At 68.4% G+C, this 16,745-nt stretch carries 14 protein-coding genes; 8 read left to right on the top strand and 6 right to left on the bottom strand.

The annotated features are described in order from the left end of the window. Nucleotides 1-310 precede the first annotated feature (310 nt). From DB30_RS19900 to prmC, 4 genes are all read right to left on the bottom strand, one after another. A complete protein-coding gene (locus tag DB30_RS19900; protein WP_052551317.1) occupies nt 311-1,159 on the bottom strand; it encodes an SDR family NAD(P)-dependent oxidoreductase in 849 nt (282 codons plus the stop codon). Nucleotides 1,160-1,170: 11 nt separating this feature from the next. Continuing rightward, nucleotides 1,171-3,672, bottom strand: coding sequence for a tetratricopeptide repeat protein (locus DB30_RS19895; RefSeq protein ID WP_052551315.1), 2,502 nt, complete (start codon nt 3,670-3,672; stop codon nt 1,171-1,173). A gap of 726 nt (nt 3,673-4,398) precedes the next feature. Next, nucleotides 4,399-5,100: a hypothetical protein gene (locus DB30_RS19890; RefSeq protein WP_052551311.1), complete on the bottom strand. Its 702-nt coding sequence runs from the start codon at nt 5,098-5,100 to the stop codon at nt 4,399-4,401. 53 nt (nt 5,101-5,153) lie between these two features. Then, entirely contained in the window at nt 5,154-6,068 is a 915-nt protein-coding gene (gene prmC / locus DB30_RS19885) for a peptide chain release factor N(5)-glutamine methyltransferase (protein ID WP_052551309.1), read from the bottom strand. 109 nt (nt 6,069-6,177) lie between these two features. Between prmC and DB30_RS19880 the strand changes: the two genes are divergently transcribed. From DB30_RS19880 to DB30_RS19850, 7 genes are all read left to right on the top strand, one after another. Continuing rightward, a complete protein-coding gene (locus tag DB30_RS19880; RefSeq protein ID WP_146659727.1) occupies nt 6,178-6,432 on the top strand; it encodes a hypothetical protein in 255 nt (84 codons plus the stop codon). 78 nt (nt 6,433-6,510) lie between these two features. After that, complete coding sequence (locus DB30_RS19875; protein ID WP_052551306.1) at nt 6,511-7,857, top strand: P-loop NTPase family protein; 1,347 nt, start codon at nt 6,511-6,513, stop codon at nt 7,855-7,857. Continuing rightward, nucleotides 7,854-8,717, top strand: coding sequence for a hypothetical protein (locus DB30_RS19870; RefSeq protein WP_052551303.1), 864 nt, complete (start codon nt 7,854-7,856; stop codon nt 8,715-8,717). The genes DB30_RS19875 and DB30_RS19870 overlap by 4 nt, the downstream gene beginning before the upstream one ends. Nucleotides 8,718-8,796: 79 nt before the next feature. Continuing rightward, nucleotides 8,797-9,609, top strand: coding sequence for a cell division ATP-binding protein FtsE (locus DB30_RS19865; RefSeq protein ID WP_052551300.1), 813 nt, complete (start codon nt 8,797-8,799; stop codon nt 9,607-9,609). Continuing rightward, nucleotides 9,609-9,881, top strand: coding sequence for a hypothetical protein (locus tag DB30_RS19860; RefSeq protein ID WP_052551298.1), 273 nt, complete (start codon nt 9,609-9,611; stop codon nt 9,879-9,881). The genes DB30_RS19865 and DB30_RS19860 overlap by 1 nt, the downstream gene beginning before the upstream one ends. After that, the gene (locus DB30_RS19855; RefSeq protein ID WP_052551297.1) at nt 9,881-11,524 is read left to right on the top strand and encodes a cell division protein FtsX; all 1,644 of its coding nucleotides are present in this window, start codon (nt 9,881-9,883) and stop codon (nt 11,522-11,524) included. The genes DB30_RS19860 and DB30_RS19855 overlap by 1 nt, the downstream gene beginning before the upstream one ends. 5 nt (nt 11,525-11,529) lie before the next feature. After that, entirely contained in the window at nt 11,530-12,684 is a 1,155-nt protein-coding gene (locus tag DB30_RS19850) for a murein hydrolase activator EnvC family protein (protein ID WP_146659725.1), read from the top strand. A gap of 19 nt (nt 12,685-12,703) precedes the next feature. On the opposite strand, the gene DB30_RS19845 is transcribed toward DB30_RS19850, so the two are convergent. Together DB30_RS19845 and DB30_RS19840 are read right to left on the bottom strand one after the other, a co-directional pair. Continuing rightward, complete coding sequence (locus DB30_RS19845) at nt 12,704-13,417, bottom strand: helix-turn-helix transcriptional regulator (protein WP_240480279.1); 714 nt, start codon at nt 13,415-13,417, stop codon at nt 12,704-12,706. Beyond that, nucleotides 13,377-13,787, bottom strand: coding sequence for a VOC family protein (locus tag DB30_RS19840; protein ID WP_052551291.1), 411 nt, complete (start codon nt 13,785-13,787; stop codon nt 13,377-13,379). The genes DB30_RS19845 and DB30_RS19840 overlap by 41 nt, the downstream gene beginning before the upstream one ends. 109 nt (nt 13,788-13,896) lie before the next feature. Here DB30_RS19840 and DB30_RS19835 point away from each other — a divergent pair, with 109 nt between their 5' ends. Next, a complete protein-coding gene (locus DB30_RS19835) occupies nt 13,897-16,737 on the top strand; it encodes a hypothetical protein (protein ID WP_052551289.1) in 2,841 nt (946 codons plus the stop codon). Nucleotides 16,738-16,745 lie beyond the last annotated feature (8 nt).

The following is a 16,745-nucleotide window of genomic DNA, read 5'->3' as shown; positions in this document are numbered from 1 at the left end:
CGACTTCCCCCCCCGACTTCGGGCCCCCCACCGCCCCAGAGCGGAGTCACCCCCCCGAACGGGTACGAGCGCACGCAAGGCCGCAGACGGCCCCAACCCGGCGTATCTACGCACGTGGAGACTAGCGAAGAGAAGCAAGGTCGGGCCAATGAGAAGAAACGAAAGGAAGCGGGGTCACGAAACTGGAGTAGACCGTAGCCGGGTTGGGGTCGTCTGCAGCCAGTGCGCGTTGCCCCGTCGGACACGCAGATCCCCGCAAACAACCAATCAATGCTCATCCTCAATCCATCAATCCTCAATCCATCAATCCTCAATCCCCCTCCAACCGAGATCGCACCACCATCGGATCAACCTCCCCCGAATCCCAAAGCCGCCGCCCCTCCATACCCCCCGCCACCGAGATCACCTCCCCAGAAACATGCCGAGCCAGCGCCGGCGAACTCAAGAACACCACCGCCCGCGCCACATCCACCGGCCGAGCCAGCTGCCGCAGCGCCATCGTCGCGCACACCCGATCCACCGTCCCTTCCTCCGCCAGCGCCGCCTCCGCCATCGGCGTCACCGTCCACCCCGGCTCGACCAAGTTCACCCGCGCCCACGGATCCAAGCTCACCAGTTCGTTCTTCAGCGAGCGCATCAACCCATGCAGTCCCGCCTTGCTGACCGCGTACTCCAGGTGATTCGCCTCGCCAAAGCGCCCCGCCGTAGACCCGATCAAGCACACGCTCGCCCCGCGCCCGTCCGCCCGCGGCCCATACGCAGCCAGCTGGGCCGCGAAGCTGCGACACGTGAAGATCGTCCCCACCAGGTTCACCTCGATGACCTCGCGGATCCGCTCGACCGAGAGCTCGTGCAGCGGCTTGTCCTCGGGCGGCCAGATCCCCGCGTTGGCAACGACCACGTCAATCCGCCCAAACCGGCTGCGCCCCTGCTCGAACAGTTCGTCGAGCGCCTCTGGCTTGCGCAGATCCGCCGTCCCAACTAGCGCCCGATCACCCCAGCCTTCGAGCCCAACGAGATCCTCGAGCTTGTCCGCCCGGCTGTTGCCATGCAGCACCAAGTTCGCGCCCTCGTCAGCGAACTCGTGCGCCAGCGCCTCGCCGATGCCGCCCGAGGCCCCAGTGATCAGTACGGTCAGCCCCTTGAGTCGGGAGTCCATGGGAGCTGACTCTAACCGACGCTGGCCAGGCTCTTCTTGATTTCTTTCTCGCGCGGCGTGTCCTTGGCGAGCTCCAGCGCCCGCTCGAACGACTCTTTCGCGCGATCTTTGTAGCCGAAGCGCAGCCACACCTGGGCCAGCACCTCGTGGGCGCGGGCGCTGTCGTCGTCGAGCTCAACGGCCTTCTCGGCGCTGGCCTTGGCGTCGCTGCCCCGGTTGGTGCGCATCTCCGCGTCGGCCCGGATCACCCAGGCGTCGCTGTGAAACGGCACCAGCTCGGTGATCTCGCGGCCGATCGCGGCCGCTGGCTTGGGCTGGTTGTCGCGGTTGAGCAGGCGGATCGCGTCTTCGGCGAGCAGCAAGTACTCGGCGACCGAGACGTCCGATTGTTTGGCGAGCTTCTTCCACCCGTTGTTCGCGTAGTTGGCGGCTGGGCGACGCTTGCCTCCGCGCGCCATGACGCCGGCCCACTCGAAGTACAGGCGGCCCTTGACCTCGTCGGGCAGGACCCCGAGCCCACGCTTGACGACCGCGAGCGCGGTGTCGCGGTCACGCAGATCCATGTGGGCGTGGACGAGGTAGATCCGCGCGTCGAGGTCGAGCTCGTTGGCCGCGAGCAGGGGCTCGAGCTTGGCGAGAGCCTCTTGCGGTTGGGCCCGCGCGAGCAGGGCCCGCGCCGCCAGCAGATCGAGCGTGCGCGCTGGCACGCCACCACGGGTCTTTGCCTGCTCGAGCCACGCGTCGAACTTGGCCGGGAGCTCGTCCGCGTCGCCAAACTCGATCTGTCGCAGCCCCAGCTGGGCCAGCGCGAGCGGGACCTCGGCGCTGATCCCCGGGCGGTCGAGCACGGCCTCGAGCTTGGCCGTTGCTTGGGCGCGGAAGTTGAGCTCGGCCAGATACAGGGCCTCGCGCTCGGCGTAGCGCGGCAGCTTGGGGTTGGCCGCGACCGCCTTGGCGAACAGATCGAGCACCTCGGTCACCAGCTTGGGATCTTCGCGGCGCTTGATGTCGGTCAGCTCCGCGAGGTGCAGGTAGGCCTCGGAGGGCATGCGCTCGAGCTCGACAGCCTTCTTGAACGCGCGGCGAGCCTCGCGGAGCGCGGTAGCGTCGGGCTTGCTGGACTTGGTCTTTTCGGAGTCGCGATAGGCGACCGCGATGTTGGCTTCACCGAGGCCCGTCCACGCGCGCGGGGCGAACGGCTCTTCTCGGGTCAGCGCGTCGAGCTTGCGCCGCGCGGCCTCGGGGTCACCGGTGTGCACCTCCACGCGGGCGCGGCCAACCTCGACGTCGACCCGGCCGGGGAGCAGCTTGTCGGCCCGATCCAGCCAAGGCTGGGCCTCGACGAAGCGGTTTTGCTCGACCAGCGCGAGGCCCTGCAAGAGCGCGACCCGAGGGTGCTCTTGCGGGAGCTTGGCGAGATCTTCGAGCGCCGACATGACGTCGCCCTCGACGAGCTTGACCCACGCCTCGTAGATCTCGGACTCGGACGCCCGCAGGCCGGCCTCGTCGATCCACTTGCGCGCGCGGGCTCCGTCGCCGCCCTCCATCGCCATCTCGAGCGCCAGCGTGCGCGAGAGCTTGTCCCAGCCCGGCAGCATGACCCAGGCCTGATCGACGAGCTCCATGCCCGCTTCGATCTCACCGGACTGGACCCGCACGACCCCGCGGGCCAGCAGCGCGTGGGCGCGGTCGCGCTGGGCGATCTCGAAGCCGCCGCCCAGCAGCTGATCTGCGACGTCGGCCACGCCCGCCAGCTTTTGGCGAAGCAGCGCGTTGTAGAGCGCCTCGTCGGCGGCCAGGCCAAGGTGGGTCTGGCTGCGCGCGCGGGCGTCGACGAGCTGGGCCAGCGCGGGCGCGGCGTCACCGGCGTGCATGTGCAAGGTTGCGAGCAACCGGCGGATCGAGATCGAGCCGTCCTCTTCCAGGGTCGCGGTGATCGTGTCGATCGCGTCGTCGAGGTTGGCCTCTGGGTCGGCGATCGCCAGCATGCCGCCAACCCAGACCTCGTGGTTCGGCGCGATGCTGTGGGTGCTGTCCATGTCGGCGACCGTGGGCAGGCGGTCACGCGCCGCGTCCAGGTTGCCGTCGTCGAGGTCGAGCATGACCCGGGCGAGCTCGCCGTCGTGGGTGGGGAACTCCAGCGCGTCGAGGGCGGCCACGGTGTCGTGGGCCTCTGGATCGGACTCGCCAAATTCCGCCAGCAGCTGGGCCCGGGTCAACGCCAGCGAGCCATGCAAGAGCGGATCATTGGGGTGCTCGCCGATGCAGGTCTCGAGCTTGGTCGCAACGATCACCAGCTCCGCCGAGGTCCCCAGCGCGAAGCCTTGGGTGGCGTCCGCCAGGCACCCGTCACGGTGGCGGCGGTCCGCCAGAAACTTCAGCGCGACCGCGATCAACAGCAGCATCACGAACACCGCGACACCCAGGGCCACCCGACGAAACAGCTTGCGCCGCTGTTGCGCGTGGATATCCCCGATCAGATCGCGTGGCTGAGTGAGGCGAGAGTCGGCCACAGCCTTCAGGTTGCTCCTGTGGAAACCGGCCCACAGATTCGCGGTAGCGATCCGTTGGTGGTCAAAGACACGAAGACTGCACGATGGCGATGGCTGGTGGTGATGGCGCTCCACGGTCCGTGGGTGGAGTGTCCGCTCCGCTCGTGACCAGACCATCGAACCGGCGATCGATAAGGCGATCGATCAGGCGATCGAACAGGCCATCGATCAGGCCATCCAACACGGGGACGATCGGCCACCGTGGTGGGGTGCTCGATGAGCACGCTCGTCATGCTCGAGTTGATGGCGGGCAGCATCGTGCGTGGGGCGATCGGCGCCGCATCTCGGAGAGCCGCCAGGTGCGGGCGAGGTCCGAGCGACGTGGGCCTCATCCTATCTGCTGTGGGGCCTGCTTGCACCGTGAACATCGCGAAAATCGGGCAATCGGATTGCGGGGCGGGTTTCAGCGCGGGCGAGAGTTCTCGCCCGCTCGCGGACGGCATTCGTGGCTTGGGACTGGGTCACTCCGACCCACCCATGTGACCCGCTCGTCTAGAGCGCCGATCAGTTTGAATTCACGACGCCAGGCACATCTGGGGCCGCTCCTGCCGTTGTCGGTCGGCACTCGCAGTATGCCGGGCCCGTGGTGCAATGCCTCACGCCACAGCTGCCATGAGTGACGGTTGGCTTCGCGCCCTCGACGAAAATACCGGCGCGAGGAGCCGCGATGTACTGCACAACGGGCTGCTAGTTGAAGCTGGCGGGCCGCTGCTCGACGGGCATGCTCTGAAGCTTCTCGAGCGAGTACTTGTCGGTGGGATCCACGGCGTTCGCCTTGTCCGCCTTGCGCTTGGCCCGGTCTCGCTTGCGCTTCTCGGCGTCGTCCATCCCGATCGCGTTCTCCTCGCGGAAAGCTTGGAGGCCGGGGAGGTAGGGGTGGTTCTCTCCGTCCTCGATCTCCGCGAAGATCGCCAGCGGCTTGCCGCCGTCGCGGCGCTCGTCGACGAGGACCCACCTGCCCTCGTGCCACTGCCACAGGTGGTTGACCTTGGTGGAGCGGACGACCAGCTCGTTTTCGGTGTGCCAGCTGATCTCGACCTGCGAAATTGCGATGCCATTGGTCTTGTCGACCTCCATCCGGGTCATCTCGTAGTCGATGACGACCAGGCGGTCTTCCACGGCTTCGTGCGCCTCCATGAAGGCGTTCGCCGACTCGGCGGGGATGTGCTCGACCGCCCGATCCCAGTCGCCCCACCGCAGCGAGCGGTTGTAGGCCCGGGTCGAGTCGTAGAGCTTGTCGACCATGCCGTCGCCGGCCGCACAACCAGGACCGGTGATGCCGCCACTGAGCACCAGCGCAGCGATCAGCGCTCGTGAGGCCTGACGGCCGAACAGGCGGGGCTGTGGGCAGGCGAGGCGACGAACAAACCAGTCCTGAAGACGCGACATCGCGCCCACGCTAGGCCGCGCGCCCGATCCGAGCGACTTTTTGGCGATTTTCGCTACTCGCTCGGCCAGGCGCCCGACACGACCCGCGGGATCCGGGCGTAGTCGGAGCGCGACTGAACATCCAAGAAGCCAGCCTCGCGCAGCAGCGACTCGACCTGCCCCGCCTGGCCAACCCCGATCTCGAGCAGCAGGCGGCCGCCTGGGATCAGCGCGGAGCACTCGACGACTGCGCTGATCAGCTGGCGCACGAAGGTCAGACCATCGGGGCCGCCGTCGAGCGCGGAGGTTGGCTCCCAGACCCGAACCTCGGGCTCGAGTCCGTCGAGATCGACGGTGGGGATATAGGGCAAGTTGGCGGCGATCGCATCAAACCCGCGCTGCGGGCCGCGCTCGGGCACCTCCACGGCCTCGAGCAGATCAGACTGAACGCAGGTCACCCGGTCCTCGAGGCCGAGCCGCTCGATGTTGTGGCGGGCCAGCGCGAGGGCCTCGGCGGAGATGTCGACGGCGGTGACCTGGACTTCGTAGCGCGCTTTGGCCACGGCCAGCGCGATCGCGCCCGAGCCGGTTCCGACATCGAGCACGTGCATCAGGGGGGCGGGCGGCGGTCGCAGGGACTCGAGCAACCAGTCGACGAGGTGCTCGGTCTCGGGCCGGGGGATCAGGGCGCGGCGGTCAACGGCGAGGTCGAGGTCGAGGGCGTGAAAGCCCCGCGTGCCCTCGATGTACGCGACCGGCTCACGGGCGAGGCGACGGCGGACGAGCTCGCGAAACCCGGCGCGGTCGGACTCGTCGAGCAGGCGATCGTGCTGGACGTACAGCTCAATGCGCGCGCAACCCAGGGCGTGGGCGAGCAGGTGTTCGGCGTCGACGCGCGCGTCCGGGATGCCCAAGCTAGCGAAGCGCTCGCTCGTCCAGGTGAGCAACTCTCGCACCGTCCAGCGAGCGCGGCGTTCAGCCTCGGCCATCCGGGGGATGTCACACGCTCGCAGATTTTGGGCAAGCGGCATTGCGGCCCACAGCAGGGGCTGCGTGCATGGGCCACGGCTGGACGCATGGTCTCCATCTGCTTCGCGCTTGGCGCCTGCAACGACGGGCTCCGAAGGGGTCGTGGCGACCGGCGAGACCACAGGCGCCGACCCCAGCGGGACGGGGACGGGGATCTCGACGCCGGGATCGGTCCGCGGGACCGCGGAGGCGGGGGCGACCAGCTTGGTGTTGGTGGTCGATCAGATCCACGCGGGGAGCTACAAGGGCAACGCGATCTTGGATCGTGATCAGAACCTGCAGGCGAGTCTGCTTGCGGCGTTCGTGACCTTGGTCGAGCTGTAGACCCGGGTTTGCCGACGGAGTCCGCGCCGGACGAAATCGGGCGCCCCGGGGAAATGGGCTAGAATCCCGGCGCGCTCCATGGACGATCTCCGCTCCAAGGCCAAAGCTTTCTACAACGCCCTCGACTTCGAGCGGCCGATCAATTTCGGCCTCGATGAGCTGCTTGGCAACGACGAGGCGAAGCCAGCGGGCTTGTACATCGAAGGTATTCATGGCGAAGCGGGGTCCGGCGATTTGATCGTCGAGCTCGCCGATCAGATCGACTTTTCGGTCAGCGCTGGCGCCTATCTGTTCACTGGCAACCGTGGGACCGGCAAGACCACCGAGCTCATGCGCCTGGCAAAGACCCTCGATGGGCTCGGCTGCGAGGTGTTCTACGTCGATCTCTACCGGTACCTCGCGCTCACGCAGCGCATCGAGGTCACAGACTTTCTGATCAGCGTGCTCGGGGCCCTATCTGAGAAAGTCAGCGAGCGCTTCGGCGTCGAGGTTGGGGGAGCCAGCTTTTTCACACGAGCTTGGCGCTTCTTGCAGGCCGAGGTGAAGTTTGATGGCGCCTCACTTCCCGCCGGTCCGTTGCAGCTCAAGGCCGCGCTGCAGCACACGCCAAGCTTCAAAGAGGCGCTCCAGGCATCCACGCGTGGTCATGTCCAGGTGCTCGTCGAGCAGGCCCGCGAGTTTGTGCTCGAGGTCGTCGAGCTCGTTCGGGCCAAGCGTGGTGAGCCCGAAAAGAAGGTGGTGTTGATCGTCGACTCGGTCGAGCGCCTGCGCGGGGTCGGCAGCGCAGAGGACATCCACGATGTATTTCAGAGCGCCGAGCGATTGTTCTCCTCAGACGCCGACCTGCTGCGCTTCACAGGCATGAGCGTGGTTTACACGGTCCCCCCCTATCTCCAAGCGCTGGCTGGTGGGCTTGGCTCGCTCTACGCTGGCGGCCGGATCTACGCGTTGCCCAGCGTGCATGTGTACGAGTGCTGCCCCGGCCAAGGCGAGACGCCGCAGCCTTCGGACGCGGGGATCCAGAACATGCTGAAGATCGTTGCGCGGCGCTATCCCTGGCACGATCAGTTGTTCACTGAGGCGCAGCTGCGTCGGGTTGCGCAGAGCTCCGGCGGGGATCTTCGTGATTTCTTCCGCATGCTGCGGCTCGCCGTCGTGGGGGCCGCACGCTCGGGGCTCCCGGCCGCCGACGCCGTCATCGAGGGCGCAGAAGATGCCGTGCGCCGCGACATGCTGCCGATCGCCGACAACGATCGCGACTGGTTGTGTCGGATCGAGCATGAGCATCGGCCGGGGTTGCCGAGCCTGGATCAACTGCCAAACTTCGCGCGGCTGCAACAGGGCAAGTACGTCCTGCACTATCGCAACGGCGAAGACTGGTACGCCGTCCACCCGCTGCTGCGCGAGGAGCTTGGCCTCGCGTGAGTCGGCGGGCCAACGCTGATCTCGACGAGCTGTGGGCAACCCTCGAGCCGCACATCGACTGGCCCGAGGGGCTCACGCTGATCTTGTTGTTCGCGAGCAACGCGGCGGTTGTCGACGAGCTGCGCCAGCGGGCTCACGCGGTCTGTTCCAGGAGCGGACGGACGCTCCGGGTGTTCGCGCCCGCGAGCCGTGAGGCCGTCGAAGCGCTGCCAGGGGAGCTCCTCGAGGCACCCGCGCCTGAGGTCGGCGCGCTGTGGGTCGAGCTGTGGGACGGCCACGGGTGGGACACGGCGATCACCGGGGTCCTCGCGCGACTCAACCAGTTCAGGACGGTGCTCGAGCGCGAGGTCGGGCGTCCGACCGTGCTGATCCTGCCGGCCTCGTTTCGACTTCGCGTCTACATGGTCGCGCCCGACCTCTGGACGATCCGTAGCTTCAGCACCGAGCTGCCGAGCCGGGGATACGTGGCCCGCGGCGGCCCGATGGCCGTGTCCGATGGGGTCGCCGCGCCGGGCAGCGCCGCCTTTGCCATTGCACCCCCAAGTCGCGCGGAGCGAGAGTGGGCGCGCCTCGTCGGCACCGCCAAGCGAGCTGGGCACGTGCGGGTCGATCCGGTCGACGGCGTCCGGGCCTTCAACGCGGCGCTGCGCCGCGGCAGCCTTGCGGGTGCCCGGCGAATCGCGGTTCAGTTTGTCGAGCTCGCCGATCTGCTCGATGACGTCGAGCTGCGGCGGGAACACCTCGCGCACGCGCGGTCCTTGCTCGACGCCGCCGCCACTGCGGCGGGTCTCGACCCCGTGCTCGCAGATTCGGTCGCAGAGATCTTTGACGCGGCCGGCGCCGGTCTCGAGCCACGGTAGGTCCGCGGCCCCGCGCGCCCAGCGAGATTTCCCGAAAATTTCTCGGCCCCGATCGCCCATGCTACCGGCGTGAAGGACCATGACGGCGATCATCGAGCTCAACCGCGTGACCAAGACGTACGGCCACGCCCCCCAACCGGCCTTGCACGACGTCAGCGTGCGGATCGAGCAGGGCGAGTTCGCGCTGTTGATGGGTCCCTCGGGGGCCGGCAAGAGCACGCTCTTGCAGCTGGTCATGGCCATGCAGCAGCCCGATCGCGGGACGATCCGCGTGGCCGGGCGCGACGTCCATCGCCTGACCCGCGGCTCGATCCCCTACCTGCGCCGCAATCTTGGCGCGGTGTTTCAAGACTTCAAATTGCTCCCGGAGGCGACGCCGCTCGAGAACGTTCGGCTCGCCCTCCAGGTCCTTGGCCTGCGTCGGCGCGACGTGGTCAGCCGCGCCCGCGAGGCCCTGTCTCGGGTCGGGATTGATCCGCGCAGCCGCAAGCCGGTTCGCTGCATGTCTGGCGGCGAGCAGCAGCGTGTTGCGCTGGCCCGCGCGCTCGCGGGGCGTCCGCCGATCTTGCTGGCCGACGAGCCCACCGGAAACCTCGACCCCGCGTTGACTCGCGATATCTTGCGTTCGCTCGAGCTGATCCGCGCCGCCGGCACGACCATCTTGCTCGCTACCCATGATCCCGTCGTCTATCACCACGCCAACGCCAGCCGCGTGCTGCACCTGGAGATGGGTCGGTTGATCGAAGACCGGGTGCTCGAGCGCGTACCCAGTTTTGTCGCCGAGCTCGACGAGCACGGTGAGCCGCTCGACCTCCTAGCGGAGATCGAGGACGACGAATTCTCCGACGAGCCGCTGTTCGTTGGAACCAGCCAGCTAGGAGAGGTGGCCTGATGAAGACCGCACTGATCATTTCCGAGCTCCTCGAGCTCCACGACGACACCCTGATCGCCGACATCGAACGGGCCTTTGACGAGGTCGATCGGCAGGTCGAGCCGACGCCGCCCGGTGAGCGCTTCGAGCTGTTGTTGCTCGTCGATGACTTGACCGACGAGATGCTCGCGCCGGCCCCGGCCGAGCAGCTCTCGATCGAGCTCGAGCTCGAGCTTGGCGACGAACGAGTGGCCCAAGCTGAAGATCGCGACGAGGTCGCCGAGGTCGCGTGATGCCAGCCACCGAGCGTCAGGTCCAGATCGAGATGGGGCTCGAGATCGCGGTCTCGGACTCGCCCGCGAGCGAGCCGGCCCGCGAGGCGACGATCTCGCTGTTCCCTGGCGCGTGGGTGAACGAGCTCGAGCTGCACGAGCTCGAAGACCTCGATGACGAGCATGCCGAGCATGACGAGCATGCCGAGCACGACGAGCACGACGACGAGTGGGACGACGACTTCGAGAACGTGCTGCTCGAATCCAGCGACGTGATCGAGGTCGAGGCGGCGCGCACGGGGGCAGGGCTGCCGGCCCTCGACGCGGGGGCGCTCGACGATGAAGACCCCGCCCCCGAAGACACGGTGCAGGAGCGATTCCTGGCCGAGGAGACGCTGCGGGGGAAGGTCGTGGAGGACGCTGACGCAGCGCCGGAGCTCGACGCAGCGCCGGAGCTCGATGACGACGTCGCTGGCTCCGCCGAGCTCGAGCTTGCAACCGAGCCGAACGCCGCAGCCGAGCTCGAGTTTGCAACCGAGCCGAACGCCGCAGCCGAGCCTGAGCTCGCAACCGAGCCGAACCCCACAGCCGAGTCTGCAGCCGAGCCGACCACCGAGCCCGAGCTCGCACGCGAGCCGAACACCGAATCCGAGCTCGCAACCGAGCTCACCGAAGCCGCCGAGCTCGACGAGCTCCCGCTCGCCCCCGCGCGCCACAGCGCCGACCCGATCCGCGTGCCCGTGTGGAGCGGCGTCAACGGGTTCGCCTACGCGTTCTCCCGAGGCCTGCGCGGCATGGGTCAGAGCCCGCTCGTACAGCTCCTCGCGATCGGGACCATGGCCGTCTGCATGCTGCTGCTCGGCACGACCATGTTGATCTTCCAAAACGCCCAGCAGGTCGCCCATGACCTTGGCGTCGACTCACCGGTGACCGTGTACATGCAGCCCGGCGTCGACGCGGCCGTCGCGACCGAGCTGCGCGAGCGGATCGCCGCGCTGCCCGAGGTCGAGCGCGCGGTCCGGGTCACCCCCGAGATGGCGCTGGGGCGGCTGCAGGCCGGGCTCGGCCAGGGCGCGGATCTCGATGAAGAGCGGGCCGAGCTGCTCGCGGGCGTCGACGCCAGCAACCTGCCCGACAGCATCGAGCTCGGGCTGATCGCCGGCGTCGAGCCGGGCTTCGCCGACGCCCTCGCGACCCGCGTGCAAGCCATGGAGGGCGTCGACGAGGTCGCCGTGCTCGGTCCGTGGGTTCAGCAAGTCGAGCGGATGATGACGACCCTGCGCTGGCTGGCGTTCGGCGTCGCGGCGCTGGTCAGCCTGGCGTGCCTGGCGATCGTGTGGAGCACGATCCGCCTGGGTGTGTTCGCGCGCCGCTCGGAGATCCACATCTTGCGCCTGGTCGGCGGCACCGCTCGCTTCGTGCGGGGTCCGTTCCTGATCGAGGGCGTGCTGCAGGGGGTGCTGGGGACCGCGCTGGCGCTGGCGTGTCTGTGGCTGTCCTTCGAGCTGGTCCGACCCTTCCTCGAGCGCGGCATGGCCCTGATGTTCGCCGCCGGCTCACTGCACTTCTTCACGACCCTTCAGATGGGCGTGGCGCTTGGGTTTGGCGCGCTGCTGGGGGTCATTGGCTCGCGGGCGGCCGTCGCTCGTCACACGGAGGCGTGAAGCCGATGCGCAAGCGACTGACCCGGATCGCTCTGTTCTCGCTCGTGAGCCTGCTGGCCGCCGGTCAGGCCTTCGCTGGCGATCCGAGCACGCGCGCCCACGATCGCGCCAAGAAGCTGCAGGCCGAGCAGCTGCGCGACGCGGTCAGCCAAGAGCTCGAGCTCACGCAGGCCGCCAACGCGGTCGCGCGCGGGCAAGCTGCGCTGGGGGCCGAGCGCGAGAGCCTGGACTGGGCGACGGAGCTGCTCGCCCATCGCGGCCGCGACAGCCTGCGCAAGCTCGACGTCTACCGCGGCCACCGAGTCGAGCGCGAGACCATGAGCGTGGTCCGGGCCCGCAAGCTCTACAAGCTCGCGCGCGGCGGCGGGATGCTCGAGATGATGTTCGAAGACGGCGCCGACGGCCGCCTGACCCCGCACGAACGGGTGCTGCGCGGCCGTACCGTTCGGCGCCTCGTGGACCACGATCTCGAGCTGCTGCAGGTCCACGCCCAGGCCGAGACCAAGGCCCGCGACGAGCTGCTGACCACCACCCGCGAGCTCAGCGTGCTCGCGGCGCTCGAGTCGGTGAGCCGTCTGCAGGCCGACGCGCTGCAGCTGACGAGCACCCAGCTTGACCCTGCCTTGCGCTCCACTCACGCGCGGCGCAAGGCCCTACAAAGGCGGCTGGGTCGAGCGGACAAGCGCAGTGATCGGGAGCTGATGCTCGAGCTCAACCAGGCCCGTCGCAAGCTGATGCGTCACCGCGGGTTGGATCTGCTCGAACACGACGCGCTCGTGCGCCCGGTCAAGGGCCGGGTTCGCGGCGAGTTTGGCACCTACGAAGATCGCTCGCTGGGGATCGCCATGCACCGCAACGGTGTCGAGTTCGCGGCTTCGGCCAACGATCCAGTGCGGGCGATCGCGCCGGGCCAGGTCGTGATGGTTGGCGCGCTGCCGGGCTTCGAGCGGGTCGTCGTGATTGATCACGGCGGCGGCTATCTGTCGCTCACGGCTCGCTTGCTCGCGGTCACGGTCAGCGAAGGCGACGAGATCGAAGCTGGGGCCGTGGTCGGTCGGGTTGGCGCCAAGGCGGTCCCGGACGGGCTTGGAACCACGGCCTACGTGGAGATCCGCCACGGTCAGCGGCCGATCGATCCCAGCCCGTTCCTGCGGCCCTAGGCCCGCCCTGTGTTGCGGCTCAGCGCTCGTCGGCCGTCATCGCCAAGACATAGTCCGCGAGGGTCACCGGTGGCGCGAGCTCGAAGGTCTCGGCGTCGATCTGCGGGGCCGCGATCCGGTCGAGCCGGAAGTTGCGAAAATCTTCGCGGAGCTCACACCAGGCGCCAAGCGTCCACGTTGCCCCCCAAAAGTACAGACCCAGCGGGCGCACGGTCCGGCGGGTGCCTTTGCGCTCGCGGTCGCTGTAGGTGAACGACAGCTTGCGTTGCTCGTCGACGGCCTTGCGCGCGATCCCCATGGTCTCGCGGGCCGTGGGCGGGACCGAGAACGACAGCGCGAACAGGGCGGTGTCTTTCATCTGGCCGCGCGAACGCGAGGGCAGCACGGCCTCGACCTTGTCGAGGGCCGCGCGCGCGGCTTGCTTGAGCTCGTCGTCGCCCCAGGTCTCGACCATGCGAGCGCCGAGCACCAGCGCTTGGATTTCGTCGCGGTTGAACATCAGCGGCGGCAGGTCGAAGTCCTTGCCCACGCGATAGCCGACCCCGGCCTCGCCGAGGATCGGCACGCCCGAGCGCCCGAGGTCTGCGATGTCGCGGTAGATCGTCCGCTCGGAGACCTCGAGGCGCTGGGCCAGCTGCGCCGCCGTCGTGAGCCGCCGGGAACGCAGGATTGACACGATCTGAAACAGTCGATCAGCCCGTCGCATCCGCGGCGGCAGCTTGCTCGATGACATGAAAGAAGTCGAGCGTGACGCCGCTGGGATCCGTGACCATGAAGCTCCGCCAGCCCCACGGCTTGTCGGACGGCTCGGCCGCGATCGTGGCCTTTGCCTGTTTCACCGCGCGAAACTTCGCGTCGGCTGACTCGGTTGGCACGCTGACGATCAGCCCGTCGCCGCCGAACGGTTTCGAGAGCCCACCCATTGGCCCCTGCTGCGGGCTCATGAACGCCAGCTCGGGCGCCGACGCGTCAGCGCCAAACCGGACCTGGAGGTAGTTGTCCATGTCGGCGACGACCTCGCAGCCGAGCTTCTCGACGTAGTAGGCCTTGGTCTCGGCGAGCGCTTCGGTGACCACGAGGGGGAACAGCTTGGTTGGATTCATGCTGCGCAAGCTAGCCGCCCCCTCCTGACAGCGGTCTGTCAGGAGCGAACGCGACTGCTGACAGCGTGGTGTCAGGAGAGTGTTACCATCCCGGACCACCGCGCGAGGCATGGCCCAGCTCTTCAGCACCTTCGCTTGGATCCTCACGACCGGCATGGCGATTGGCCCCGGCGATCCCGTGGGCATCAGCGACACCGCTGACGAGGTCGACCTCGAGCTGCAACAGGTCTCGATCGACGGCGCGCGCTGGCAGGCCCTGCGCGATCTGGCGGATGCGGAGCAACCGGTCGTGACACCCCCGGGGCCGTGGGCGGCCGAGCGCGCTGTGGTGATTGAGCGCGAAGCCGACGGCGTCCGCGTGCGCGCCACCTGGAAGCTTCAAACGATCGAGGCCGGCTGGGTCAGCGGTCCACTGATCGGTCCAACCACGGGCATGCGGGTCGAGTCGGTGACCTGGGACGGCCGCAAGATCGGCATCACCCACACCTCGGCGGGCGAAGCGGTCGCGGTGGAGATGAAGCCCAACACCCGCGGTGAGCTGAAGCTCGTCGCGTTCGTGCCGGGTGATCAGCTGCCCGGCGGCGTGGACGGTGACTTTGGCGTGTGGCTGATGCCCGCCGTGCGCGGCGAGCTGCGGCTTGGCAGCGCGCCCGCGCCCGCGGGCCGGGTCGCCGAGCTGGTCGCAGATGGGCAGGCGCGGCGCGAGATCGAAGGCCAGTTCTGGGCCGGCGAAGCGCAGCTGTCGGTGAACTGGGTGGAAGCCAAGCAAGCGGGCGACCGCGCCCAAGGCCCGCTCGCGGTCGCGCAGACCGCCGTGGGCCTGACCTTTGGCGACGCCGAAATTCGCGGGCGCGCGCGGGTGAGCTGGTTGCTGCGGCGCGGCCAGCTAGCGAAGGTCAGCATCGACGCGGTGGGGCTCGGCCGGGATCTCGAGGTCGTTGGCCCCAACGTGCACGCGTGGGCACGCAGCGGCGACCGGCTCGACATCGAGCTCAAGGACGCCGCGGATCAGCGGATCGATGTAGAGCTGAGCTGGACGCAGGCGGTGCCGGGCGGAGCCGAGGCCAAGCTCGCCGCGCCACGCATCACGCCGCAGCAAGCCTACCGGACCGAGAGCTTCTTGCAGGTCGCCCGCGACGGGGAGATCGAGGTCTTGCCCAAGCTCACCGGGTGGTCGGCGGTGGCGCGCGCCGAGCTCCCGGACTGGGCCGGCGGCTACATCCAGGGAACCGCCACCGCGACCTACCGAAGCGACACGGGCAACGACAGCGGCGCGAGCTTTGACCTGCTGCGCTTCGTGCCGGTCTCGGGACCGCCGGTGGTGGTGGACGTGGCCGCCTACGAGATAGCGACCACGGACGAAGGTCGCAGCCTGGTCCAGGCCCGCTACGACGTGCGCAACGAGAGGTCCTCGCACCTGCGCGTGGCGCTGCCCAAGGGCGCGCGCCTGCTCGGTGTTCGGGTCAACGGCGAGACCGCGACGCCCTCGCGCGACGCTACCGCTACTACGGGCTCGGCTACGGGCTCGGCTACGGGCTCGGCCGCCCCAACCACCGAGGCTTGGCGGATCCCGATCGTGCGCTCGCTCGAGTCGGTCAAGGGCAGCCTGTCGTTCCCCGTCGAGGTCATCTTCATCACCGAAGCCGACGGCTGGGCCAAGAAAGAGTCGCGCGAGCTGCAGCTGCCGGCCCTCGACGCCCCGGTCGCGGTGTCGCGGGTCCGCGTGTATCTGCCGCCGCGCTACGAGAACCGCGTCGACGTTGGCGACTTTCATCGCGTCAACGACTTCTCCGAGGGCGAGGGGATCACCTACGGGCTCGGCGTGGGGGCAGGCTCGGCCGAGGTCAACCGCGCCGACGAGCTGTACCGCGAGGCGCTGTCGGGCTGGATGTCGAATGATTTTCAGCGGGCCCAGTCTTCGCTCGACGCGCTCAGCCAGCTCGGGGCCTCCAGCACCAACATCGAGGGGTTGCAGGCCAACCTCGATCTGGTCCAGGGCCGCTACGACAAGGACAGCGGTGACGGCGATGGTCAGTCCGCGATCGTCTCGCGGCGGATCAAGGACCAGGCCAAGATCCGCGCCGCCGACGACAAGCTCGAGCTGCTCGAGAAAGAAAAACAGGCCAACCAGCTCGAGGCGCAGGGCTACTACGAAGAGGCCGAGCAGAAGCTGGCCGAGGCCCAAGAGCTTGGCGACCGGCTAGCGATGCTCGAACAGACCGAGTCGAAGGAGCAGGCGGTCTACAATCAAGCGCTGAGCTCGAGCTCGGCGCGCATCGCCACCAAGAAGAAGCGCAAGGTCAGCCGTGAGTCCGCGGCGACCAAGGGCTCCAAGAGCGCCAAGACCAGCCAGATCTATCGCACCTACGACTTCGAGGACGATGACGCTACTGGGGATCTGATCGTCCTCGACGGGGCGAACGTGGACAGCCCAATCGGGGGTGAGCCGCCGCCTGCACCGCCTGAGCCTGAGCCGGTCCAGAAGGCCGAGCCCACCTTCGAGCAGGTCGACAACGGCGTGGTCCTCGACATGGATGAGCTCAGCAAGCTCCCGGTCGGCGCCAACACGAGCCGCGACTTCACGGCGGTGATCGACGTTGCGCCCGTCGAGCCCGATGAGGCCGAAGCGCCGGATGAGGCCCAGCGCCGCAAGCCCGACCAGAAGCCGCGAGCCGCTCGCAATGAACGCGGCGGCGGAAAACGCAGCGCCGCCAAGGCGCCTGCGCCACCTGAGCCCGAGACGGTCGAAGCGGTGACGACCACGACAGCGGCGCCGGATCCCAACGCCGCGCTCGCGGGCCCCGTCGCGACCGCGTCAGCCGTCTCTGTCCACATTCCCGCCATCGGCCAAGCCGTGCTGTATCAGCACATGCTGCTGCCCGAGGGCAAAGCGCTGACCGTGCACCTCGAGGCACGGCGCAACAAGCCGTCCAAACGCAAGTCCAACTGAAAGTCAGA

This window comes from Enhygromyxa salina (assembly GCF_000737335.2).
In the GTDB taxonomy this organism is placed as follows: domain Bacteria; phylum Myxococcota_A; class Polyangia; order Nannocystales; family Nannocystaceae; genus Plesiocystis; species Plesiocystis salina_C.
The sequence above is the reverse complement of the archived record's forward strand: the minus strand, read 5'-3'. Positions and strand labels throughout refer to the sequence as shown.